At 67.9% G+C, this 10554-nt stretch carries 11 protein-coding genes; 9 read left to right on the plus strand and 2 right to left on the minus strand.

What is annotated here, in order from left to right; genetic code table 11:
• Nucleotides 1–19: 19 nt before the first annotated feature.
• A complete protein-coding gene (locus ACLARN_RS24390; RefSeq protein WP_409493770.1) occupies nt 20–1519 on the minus strand; it encodes an MFS transporter in 1500 nt (499 codons plus the stop codon).
• A gap of 81 nt (nt 1520–1600) precedes the next feature.
• Here ACLARN_RS24390 and ACLARN_RS24395 point away from each other — a divergent pair, with 81 nt between their 5' ends.
• The 8 genes from ACLARN_RS24395 (at nt 1601) to ACLARN_RS24430 (ending at nt 8841) form a co-directional block, all read left to right on the plus strand.
• Nucleotides 1601–2194, plus strand: coding sequence for a TetR/AcrR family transcriptional regulator (locus tag ACLARN_RS24395; protein ID WP_409493771.1), 594 nt, complete (start codon nt 1601–1603; stop codon nt 2192–2194).
• 48 nt (nt 2195–2242) lie between these two features.
• Nucleotides 2243–2971, plus strand: coding sequence for a type IV toxin-antitoxin system AbiEi family antitoxin domain-containing protein (locus ACLARN_RS24400; protein WP_409493772.1), 729 nt, complete (start codon nt 2243–2245; stop codon nt 2969–2971).
• A gap of 60 nt (nt 2972–3031) precedes the next feature.
• Complete coding sequence (locus ACLARN_RS24405; RefSeq protein WP_409493773.1) at nt 3032–3961, plus strand: nucleotidyl transferase AbiEii/AbiGii toxin family protein; 930 nt, start codon at nt 3032–3034, stop codon at nt 3959–3961.
• Nucleotides 3962–4045: 84 nt separating this feature from the next.
• The gene (locus ACLARN_RS24410) at nt 4046–4885 is read left to right on the plus strand and encodes an ABC transporter ATP-binding protein (RefSeq protein WP_409493774.1); all 840 of its coding nucleotides are present in this window, start codon (nt 4046–4048) and stop codon (nt 4883–4885) included.
• Entirely contained in the window at nt 4882–5706 is an 825-nt protein-coding gene (locus tag ACLARN_RS24415) for an ABC transporter permease (RefSeq protein ID WP_409493775.1), read from the plus strand. The genes ACLARN_RS24410 and ACLARN_RS24415 overlap by 4 nt, the downstream gene beginning before the upstream one ends.
• Entirely contained in the window at nt 5703–6863 is a 1161-nt protein-coding gene (locus ACLARN_RS24420) for a sensor histidine kinase (RefSeq protein ID WP_409493776.1), read from the plus strand. The genes ACLARN_RS24415 and ACLARN_RS24420 overlap by 4 nt, the downstream gene beginning before the upstream one ends.
• Nucleotides 6860–7480 carry a response regulator gene (locus tag ACLARN_RS24425; protein WP_409493777.1) on the plus strand — a complete coding sequence of 207 codons (621 nt, stop codon included), beginning with the start codon at nt 6860–6862 and terminating at the stop codon, nt 7478–7480. Before ACLARN_RS24420 ends, ACLARN_RS24425 begins: the two co-directional genes overlap by 4 nt.
• 14 nt (nt 7481–7494) lie before the next feature.
• The gene (locus ACLARN_RS24430) at nt 7495–8841 is read left to right on the plus strand and encodes a serine hydrolase domain-containing protein (RefSeq protein WP_409493778.1); all 1347 of its coding nucleotides are present in this window, start codon (nt 7495–7497) and stop codon (nt 8839–8841) included.
• A gap of 13 nt (nt 8842–8854) precedes the next feature.
• On the opposite strand, the gene ACLARN_RS24435 is transcribed toward ACLARN_RS24430, so the two are convergent.
• Nucleotides 8855–9172: a hypothetical protein gene (locus ACLARN_RS24435; RefSeq protein ID WP_409493779.1), complete on the minus strand. Its 318-nt coding sequence runs from the start codon at nt 9170–9172 to the stop codon at nt 8855–8857.
• Between the two features lie 115 nt (nt 9173–9287).
• On the opposite strand from ACLARN_RS24435, the gene serC reads away from it, so the two are divergent.
• Nucleotides 9288–10415: a phosphoserine transaminase gene (serC, locus tag ACLARN_RS24440; protein WP_409493780.1), complete on the plus strand. Its 1128-nt coding sequence runs from the start codon at nt 9288–9290 to the stop codon at nt 10413–10415.
• Nucleotides 10416–10554 lie beyond the last annotated feature (139 nt).

Below are 10554 nucleotides of genomic sequence, written 5' to 3' on the forward strand. Positions count from 1 at the left end.
TGTCATGTTAGACAACATGTCAATAAGGTCGCTTTTTCAGCATCGCGCGACCCGCCGTCCAGACGGTGTCGAGTACGAAGACGAAGGTCCAGATCCGGCCGAAGTTCAGCAGCCAGTGACCACTCGAGTTCCAGAACCAGTCGGCCGAGTGAGGGCCGCCGAACAACGCTTCGACGGGCCAGCTGTATCCGGCGAACGCCAGCGCCGCCTGCGCGAGGACATAGATGGCGGCGTGGATCACCCAGTTCCGGATCGGATTCGCGCGCTTGTTCGTATCGGCCTTCACCGGTTCGGCCTCTTGCGATGCCTCCTCGATCATGCGGAGAGCCGGTTCTTCCTTCTGTGACACCGTTTTCGCTGGTTCCACGGGAAACTCCGCGACTCCGACGCGCCGTAGGGTGCCACGGACCACGAACGATCCGGAGAGCAAAAGCGCCGCCGCGCCGAAGCACGCGATGCGCCAGCCGGTGTCCGAACCGTAGAGCAGGCCCGCCGCGAACATCCCGATCGTCGCTCCGAGTAGCGCCGCGCTCTCGTAGATCCCCATCGCCCGGCCGAGGCTGAGCCCGGCCGCTTCGGCGACCACCGCCTGCTCCACCGGGATGGCCGCCGCGAACGCCACCGCGGACAGGATCCACATGACCGCGAGCACGACCGGGTTCGGCGCGAAGGACAACCCGGCGGCGAAGGCCGCGCTCGCCACCATCGCCAGGGCGAGCACCCTCGTCCGGCCGACCTTGCGGACGAAGCCGTGGAGGTAGTCCGGCAGGAAGCTGTACACGATGAACCCGGGGATGAACACGGCGGCGATCTCGCCGAGTTTCAGCTGGTACCCGCGTTGCAGATGCATCAGGAGCAGGAGCGCGACCCCGGCCTCGGCCATCGCGGTGAGCGCGACGAGGACGAGCATCGGTCGCAGCCGCCTGCCCAGTTGCCGAAGCTTTGGCGCGCTTTCTTCCCGCACCGGCGCGGGTTTGGCGTTCAGCAGCACCACCGCGGCAACCGCGCAGGCCGCCGCACCCAGCCAGAACACGCCCCGGTAGTCGATCCAGGCGATCGCGGTCAGCGCGACCACGAACGCGATCCACGTGCCGCCGCCCTCGGCCGCGAACAGCTTGCTGAAGGCACCGTCGTCCCGGCCGAGCCCCTCCCCCACACGGGCCCGCAACGCGACCCAGAACAGCGCCCCTCCGGTGCCCCCGAGAACCGCCGCGCCATAAACGACACCGATTCCGGGCGCCATCGCGTAGGCCACAAAGGACAGTCCATAGAGGACCGCACCGGCGGCCGCCAGCCGTCCTCGGTCGAACCGGTCCGCGAGCGAGCCCGCGATCGGCCGGACCACGAACGACACCAGCGTCTCCAACGCGGCGAGCGCTCCGACCTCGGCCGCGGAAGCGCCGAGCTGGCTCCCCACCCACAACGGCAGCAGGAAGTCGAGTACTTCCGCCGGACCCCTTGCCAGCGCGGCGGCGAGCCGGTTCGCCTCCGCGCGCCGTTTCTGTGCGACTTCGTCCACCCCAGTACCCCCTTTTCGGATACGAATGTATTCTAAAGGCTCCAGCCGGGCAAGGAGTCCACCGAAAAGTAGGATGCGGCCGTGCCGAAGATCGTGGATCGGGCCGAACGCCGCCGGGAGATCGCCGGCGCCCTCCTGCGCATCGTCGCGCGCGACGGCGTCGAGGCGGTCAGCGTGCGCTCTGTCGCCGTCGAGGCCGGCGTGTCCGCGGGCGCGGTGCAGAAGTACTTCTCCACCAAAGAAGAGCTGTTCCGCTTCGCGCTCGACCTGACGAGCGAGTTCCTGGAGCAGCGCTGGAACACCCTCGATCAGTCCGGGAATCTGCTGGACCTGCTGTTGCGGTTGCTGATCGAGGCGATGCCCCTCGACGAGCAGCGCCGCGCGGAGGTGATCGTGGTCAACGCCTTCACCGCACGCGCCGCCGTCCTGCCGTCGTGGGCCGAGTTCATCCGCACCGGCTACGACGAACTACAGGAACTCACGACGCAGTACCTCGAGAAGGCCCAATCGGAGGGACACGTCCGTGACGACCTCGCGGCCTCCGACCTGGCGGACGCCGTCCTCGCCCTGACGGACGGCTTCGCGAACCGGATGCTCACGTCCGCCGACCCGGCGACCCTGGTTCCATCCCTGGAAACCTCAGTCCGGACTCTATTGAAGCCAAAGCAGCAATAGTTACATACAGGTGCAACTATTGCTGCTTCAGGGTGTAAACTTTGCCGCATGAAGATGAGTGACGCGCTTGAGCTGCTCAGCGCGTTCACCAGCTCCCAGTGGGGCATGGTCACCTCCCGGCAGGCCAAACAGGTCGGCGTCGACGGCGTCACGCTGCATCGTTTGGAGAAGACCGGTCACCTCGACCGGATCCGTCACGGCATCTACGCCGCCACTATCGCCGTCATGACCGAAGCCCGGGAAGAACAGGCGGCCTGGCTGATGCTCAACGCCGCCGAGCCCGCTTGGAAGCGACCGCCTCTCGATCCGGACGGAGGGGTTGTCTCTCACGAGTCCGCCGCCCGGTTGCACGGGCTCGGCGAACTCGTCAACGACCGGATAGTCCTGACGACACCACGCCGTCGCACCAGCCGAGACCCGGACGTACGACTCAAGACCGCGATGCTGACCGGCGACGACGTCACGTCGATCGATGGAATTCCCGTCACCACCGCGCTGCGCACTATCTGCGACCTGCTGGAACAGCGCATCGACGGCAGCCATGTCGCCACGATCATCTTTGAAGCCGTGGAAGCGAACTTGGTTCGCCTGGACGTGCTGGCGGAGCACATCGGTCCCTACGCTCTGCGTTATGGCGTCCGCCGCCCCAGTGACGGCGAAGCGTTGCTCGAGCAGTTACTCGCCAAGATCGGCACCACGGTCACGAGACTCGCCCACCGCCCGGCTCCGCCTCGTTCCGCGGCGATCACTGAGCGCGCACTCGGACTTGCGGAGTAGGAAATCTAGCCCAGAGCACCTACTCCAACGGGTTCGCCATGCCACGCGACGATGGCGGGTATGCCATCCCAGCGTCCGAGTACACCGCGCGGTTATCTCGACTCCCAGAAGAGCCAAGCCAAAAACAGCGCCTCGAAGACCAGTATTTCGACCGGAGAACTGCTGCAGCTGCACTTTCATCGGCGGCTTATCGCCCGGGTATTCCATGGCGACGACGCCTCGAACTGGGTACTCAAGGGCGGACAAGCCCTGCTCGTGCGCTGGCCTGCCGCACGCTACTCCGTCGACGTCGATCTCTTGTCCACAGAGGACACCACCGCCGCCGCGGTCGAAGCGCTCAAGACGGCTGCCGCGCGGCGCCTCGACGACGCCATCTGGTTCTCCCACCTCAGCACCTCCGAACAGACCCATATCGAGCGCCCGACCCGCAAAGTGGTGTTCATGGCGATGTTCGAGAACGCGAGCCTCAACTACCGGGTCCCCGTCGACGTCGTCACCTCCGGGCACGCGCCACGCGGAACCATAACCACCGAGAAGCTGAAACCGCCGTTCGCGAGTGATTGCGCCCCTTGGCCGGACGTGCGGATGTTTCCGATCGAAGACCACGTCGCGGAAAAGATCTGCGCGACGTACGAACGCCACACAGCCCGGCGAAATCCGTCCACGCGCTACAAGGACCTCGTAGACCTCGCCTTGTTCGCGTTGAAGACACCGATGTCGGGCGAGAAGACGCACGAGATCCTGCACGACGAGATCGCCCGCCGCCGGAAACGCGGGATGGTGCTGGAACTGCCCGGCAGGTTCGAGGCGCCGGATCCTCGTTCCTGGACCGGGGGCTTTCGCAAGGCCGCTCAAGGTGTCCGTGAACTGCCCGACGAGTGTCGGACGCTCGAAGGTGTGCGTGCCCTCGCGGACGCCTTCATCACTCCGCTACTGCAAGCCGAGCCCCCGGCAGGACGATGGCACCCCGAGGAACGAACCTGGCGGTGACACCGGTGTCCATCGATCGGTTGACAGCCGGGTTCAGTCCTGCGGACGTCCCGGAAGCGGTGTCCGCGGCAGCACGATCAACGTATGAAAACCGCAGTGAAGGTGCGCGGGTTGCGCAAGGAGTATCCGGGCCACCTGGCCGTCGGGGGCATCGATCTCGACATCGAACAGGGTGAGGTGTTCGCGCTGCTCGGTCCCAACGGGGCGGGCAAGACGACGACGGTCGAGATCCTGGAAGGGCACCGCGAGCGGACGTCCGGCGAGGTCGACGTTCTCGGCGAGGACCCCGGCACCGCGGGCCGGGCTTGGCGAGCGAGGCTCGGGATCGTGCTGCAGACGGCCAATGACGCCGCCGAACTCACCGTCGCCGAGACCGTCCGGCACTACGCCCGCTACTACCCGGATCCCCGTGACATCGGCGAAGTGATCGAGAAGGTCGGCCTGACCGAGAAGGCGGGCGCCCGCGTCAAAAGCCTTTCCGGCGGACAGCGTCGTCGGGTGGACGTCGCGCTCGGCATCATCGGGCGGCCGGAGCTGGTGTTCCTCGACGAGCCCACGACCGGGTTCGACCCGGCGGCCCGGCGCCAGTTCTGGGAGTTGATCAGGAGTCTCACCCACGAGGGCACCACGATCCTGCTCACCACCCACTATCTCGACGAGGCCGAGGCGCTGGCCGACCGCGTCGCGGTCATCACGCGCGGCGAGATCGTCGCCGAGGGGACGCCGCAGACGCTGGGCGGCCGCGCGACCGCGGAGGCCACCGTCCGCTGGGCCGACAAGAACGGCGTTCACCAGGAACGGACCCACTTCCCGGCCAAGCTCGTCCGCGAGCTTTCCGCCGACGGCCGCGAACCGTCGGGGCTGACCGTCCACCGGCCCACCCTCGAAGAGACCTACCTCGACCTGATCGGAGAAGCCCGATGACGACGCTGACCCACCCGGGCAAACTCCCCGGCACCCTGTCACTCGGCCTCATCCGGGGCGCCGCGGAACTCCGTCAGTTCTTCCGCATCCGGGAACAGGTGATCTTCACGTTCGCCTTCCCGTCCCTGCTCATGATCCTGCTCGGCTCGATGCTGAACTCGTCGATGCCCGGCATGGCGATCACCACCGGCCAGGTGCTGGCGGCGGGCATGATCGGCTCGGGCATCGTGTCGACGTCGTTCACCAGCATCGGCATCGGGCTCGCGTCCGACCGTGAGGCCGGGGCGCTGAAACGGCTGCGCGGCACGCCGATGCCCGCCGCGTCCTACTTCATCGGCAAGATCATCCTGGTCGGCGTTTCGAGCGTCGCCCAGGTCGTGCTGATGTCGATCGTCGGCAGCCTGCTGTTCGACCTCGAACTGCCCACCGACCCGATGAAACTGCTGACCGCGCTGTGGGTCTTCCTGCTCGCCATCACCTGTTGCACGCTCTTGGGCATCGCACTGGGCTCGGTGACCAAATCGGTCAGCGGCGCGGTCGCGGTGGCCAACCTGCTCTACATCGCGCTGCAGTTCATCTCCGGGGTGTTCGTCACACCGATCACCAACTTGCCGAAGGTTATGGTCGACATCGCTTCGTTCTTCCCGGTGAAGTGGATCTGCCAGGGCTTCCGCTCGGTGTTCCTGCCGGCCGAGGCCGCGACACAGGAAATGGCGGGGACATGGGAACTTCCGATGGTGGCACTGGTGCTGACGGCGTGGTGCGTCGCGGGGCTGCTGCTGGCGAAACTGACGTTCCGCTGGTCGAACGAAGGCAAGTGAACGCCTGGGAACGGTTCTTCTGGCTCTGGGAGGTCCTCTTCGGGATCACCTTCATCGCGACGGTGGCCCTGGTGCTCTCCGAAGACGGGACGACCGCAGACAAAACGGTCGCTGTTCTGTGCCTTGCCAGCCTCGGGCTGGCGTACCTCTTCCAAGGACGCCGCCTCATCAAAGGCCCGGACTACGAGGACACGCCGTGGCTGTTCGCCGGGGTCATGATGCTCCTGGTGACGGGCGCCATCTTCGCCTCCACCACGTCGAGTTTCATCCTGTTCCTGGTCTGCCCGGTGCTCTACATGACGCTGGCCACGAAGCCGGCGTCGATCCTCACCACGATCGCGGTCCTGCTGGGCCCGGTGGCATCGATCGTCCGGGGCGGCCTCGACCAGCCCGCGTTGCGCATCCTGCTGCCGATGACGGCGAGCCTGATCATCTTCAGCCTCCTGGCCGGGCGCTACACCACCGGGATCATCGAGCAGAGCAAAGCCAGGGCCGCGCTGATCGAACAGCTCGAAGCCAGTCAGGCGGAGGTCGCCCGGCTTTCCCGCGAGGCGGGTACGGCCGCCGAACGCGAGCGCATGGCCCGCGAGATCCACGACACGCTCGCACAGGGCTTCACCAGCATCGTCACGCTCACCCAGGCCATCGAGTCCGAAATGGACACCGATCCGAAGGCGGCCCGGCGCCACCTGGAACTCGCGGCGCGGACGGCGCGGGAGAACCTGACCGAGGCGCGGGCGATGGTCGCGGCGCAGGGGCCGTCGGCGCTCGCCTCCGCTTCGCTGGAGGAAGCCTTGCGGCGGCAGGTCGAACGGCTAACCGAGGAGGCCGGGATCGAGGCGGCGATCGAGATCGACGACCCGCTGCCCGCGCTGCCGATGGCCACCGAGGTCGTCCTGCTGCGAGGGGCGCAGGAGGCACTGAGCAACATCCGCAAACATTCCCGCGCCACCAGGGTTTCACTCCGTCTGTCCGTTGTGGACGGAAAAGTCCGGCTCGGCGTGACCGACGACGGCGCGGGATTCGACCCCGCCGAGCCCACCGGCGGCTTCGGCCTGGCGGGGATGCGGACACGCGCGGGTCAGGTCGGTGGCATCGTGACACTGAAGAGCGAACCCGGTGCGGGGACGACGCTGGAACTGGAGGTGCCCGCGTGATCACGATCATGCTGGTCGACGATCACCCCGTGGTGCGGGAAGGCCTGCGCGGCATGCTGGAGGCCGAACCGGATCTGAGTGTCATCGGGGAAGCCGGCTCCGGTGACGAGGCCGTCGCGCTGAGCCGGGTCAAGCAGCCGGACGTGATCCTGATGGACCTGCGGATGCCGGGTCTCGACGGTGTCGGCGCGACCCGGAAGATCCTCGCCGACCGCCCGGGGCAGCGAGTCGTCGTGCTCACCACGTACGAGACGGACGCGGACATCCTGCGTGCCGTCGAAGCGGGAGCCTCCGGGTACCTGCTGAAGGACGCTTCGCGCACGGAGCTGGCCGGAGCGATCCGGGCGGCCTCACGCGGCGAGACGGTCTTGGCGCCTTCGGTCGCCGGGAAGCTGGTGAACCGGGTACGCAACCCGACGGCGTCACCGTTGTCGGCGCGCGAGATCGAGGTGCTGCGACTGGTGGCACAGGGAAGCACGAACGCCGACATCGGGCGAGCGCTCCACATCAGCGAGGCGACGGTCAAGACCCACCTGCTGCGCGTGTTCGGAAAACTGGACGTTTCGGACCGGACGGCCGCCGTGACCACCGCTATGCGGCTGGGCCTGCTCGGGTAGGCACAATGCATCCCATGCTTGCCACGACCGAATCGGCGCTGCTTCGCCGCCTCGCGCACGAGCAATCCTCGTGCCGCGCCCCGTCCCTCGTCGCCGCTGTCGTCCGCGACGGTGAAATCGCCTGGTCCGGAGGGCGCGGCCGCGTCGACGGCGAGACACCGGGCGATGACACGCAGTACCGGCTCGGGTCGATCACGAAGACACTCGTCGCGACGGCCGTCATGCGCCTGCGCGACGAAGGCAAGCTCGACCTCAACGACCCGCTCGAAAAGCATCTGCCGGGCACCGCGTTCGGCGCGGCCACCATCGCGCAGCTGCTTTCGCACACCTCGGGCCTGACCGCGGAATCACCCGGTTCCTGGTGGGAGCGCACGGTGGGCGCCGACTGGGCCGCGCTCGTCGAGAGCCTCAAGGACGGCGCGACGCGACTCCGGCCGGGCAGCCGGTTCCACTACAGCAACGTCGGTTACGGCGTACTCGGCGAGCTGGTCGCCCGGCACCGCGGGCAGTCGTGGCTGGACGTCGTCCGCGCCGAGATCCTCGGCCCGCTCGGCATGACCCGGACCTCGCCGCATCCGGAAGGCGCGCACGCGAACGGGTTCGCCGTCCACCCCTTCGCCGACGTCCTCTTGCCGGAGCCGTCGCCGGACGCGGGAGCGATGGCGCCCGCCGGACAGCTGTGGTCGACGGTCAAGGACCTCGGCCGCTGGACGGCGTTCCTCGGCGGCCACACCGGTGGCGTGCTGAGCGAGGGGACCGTCGCGGAGATGCGCGAAATGGTCACCGTGGACGACGGCGACACCTGGACAACCGGGTTCGGCCTCGGCGTCATGCTGGTCCGCACGCAGGGCAGGCGGCTGGCCGGGCACACCGGGTCGATGCCGGGTTTCCTCGCCTGCTCACTGATCGACGCGAACGCCGGCATCGGCGCACTGGTGCTGACGAACTCGACGGCGGGCGTCGGCATCACGCAGCTGTGCCTCGACCTGATGACGCTGACCGAAGAGCACGAGCCACGGCTGCCCGAGGAATGGCAACCGTCCACTGTGGACCCGAAGCTGCTGGAGCTGACCGGGCTGTGGCACTGGGGCCCGACGCCGTACCACCTGCGGCTGCTCCCGGACGGCCTGTTCTCCCTCGCGCCGACCGACGGCCCCGGCCGCGCGTCGCGATTCGCACCGGTCGGCGAAGACACCTGGGTCGGCCTCGACGCCTACTACGCGGGTGAAACGCTGCGGGTCGGGCGGGACTCGGCCGGGAAGCCGAACCACCTCGACCTCGCGACGTTCATCTTCTCGCGCACGCCGTTCGACCCGGCCGCGCCCATCCCGGGCGGCGTCGACCCCGGCGGCTGGCGCTAGCGCGTCCCGGTGGTCAAGCGGCCGGCGTGTGCCCGACGGCCGCGCCGACCGCGGCGATGAACTTGCGGGCGATGCGCTTGCCCTCACCCCAGTCCGCGAAACCGAACTTCAGGCTCGTCTGGATCGCCAGCCCGGAGCCCTCCGAAGTCCGCTCGACCTTCACGGTGACCGTCTGCCCGTAGCTGAACAAGCCGAGCTTGGTCGAGAAGGTGACGTAGCCGGCGGCCGCGTCGTAGTACGGGTTCTGGCCCTTGACCGCGGTGACCCCGTTCGGGAGGGCCTGCCACAACGCATCGGGGGCCAGGGGGAATCGCTCGTGCACTGTCGCCATGAGGCGAGAAGCTACCCGGCGGTCGGCAGTGGCGGGAGGGAGATCGCCGATCTCACATGCCGGACACGCGGCACCAACTGTCAGCAGGCCCATCCCGACCTGAGAGACTGGGCCCATGACCGACGCACCTGAGTTGACCCTCCCCGCGGACCTGAAGCCTGCCGATGGCCGCTTCGGCTGCGGACCGTCCAAGGTCCGTGACGAGCAGCTCGCCAACCTGGCGAAATCCGGTGCCACCTACCTCGGCACCTCGCACCGTCAGAAGCCGGTGAAGTCCCTCGTCGGCCGCGTGCGTGCGGGTCTGTCCGAATTGTTCTCCCTGCCCGAAGGCTACGAAGTGGTCCTCGGCAACGGCGGGACGACCGCATTCTGGGACGCCGCCGCGTTCGGGCTCGTGCGGGAACGTTCGCAGCACTTCACCTACGGCGAGTTCTCCTCGAAGTTCGCCACGGTGACCAAGGGCGCCCCGTTCCTCGCCGACCCGATCGTCGTCAAGTCCGACCCGGGCAGCGCGCCCGAGATCGCCTACGAGGCCGGGGCCGACCTGGTCGGCTGGGCGCACAACGAGACCTCGACGGGTGTCGCGGTGCCGGTCCGCCGCCCCGAAGGCAGTGAAGGCGCGCTCGTCGCCATCGACGCCACCTCCGGCGCGGGCGGCCTGCCGGTCAAGGCCGAGGACTTCGACGTCTACTACTTCGCGCCCCAGAAGTCCTTCGCCTCCGACGGTGGCCTCTGGATCGCGCTGGCCTCGCCCGCCGCGGTCGAGCGCATCGGCGAGATCGGCGCGAGCGACCGCTGGATCCCCGAGTTCCTGTCGCTGACCACCGCGCTCGACAACTCGCGCAAGGACCAGACGTACAACACCCCGGCGGTGTCGACGCTGTTCCTGCTGGCCGACCAGATCGAGTGGATGAACTCGAACGGCGGTCTCGAGTGGACCACCGCGCGCACCCGCGACTCGTCGACGCGGCTGTACGAGTGGGCGGAGAAGACCAGCTACACGACGCCGTTCGTCAGCGACCCGTCGCTGCGCTCGCAGGTCGTCGGCACCATCGACTTCGCCGACGAGGTGGACGCCGCCGCGGTGGCGAAGGTGCTGCGCGCCAACGGGATCGTCGACACCGAGCCGTACCGGAAGCTGGGCCGCAACCAGCTGCGCGTCGGCCTGTTCCCGGCCATCGACCCGGACGACATCACGAAGCTGACGCAGAGCATCGAGTACGTCGTCGAGCGTCTGGGCTAGGGCTCCTTTCGCGCGTGAAGGCCCCCTTCCCTCGGGGCGGGTTCTAGCGATCCCCGCAACACCCTGGATTTCAGGGAGTTGTGGGGATCGTGGTTTCTGAGGGGTTGAAGGCGAGGTTTTTCGATGCTCTGGACCGGGA

It is taken from the genome of Amycolatopsis sp. cmx-11-12, assembly GCF_046269425.1.
In the GTDB taxonomy this organism is placed as follows: Bacteria; Actinomycetota; Actinomycetes; order Mycobacteriales; family Pseudonocardiaceae; genus Amycolatopsis.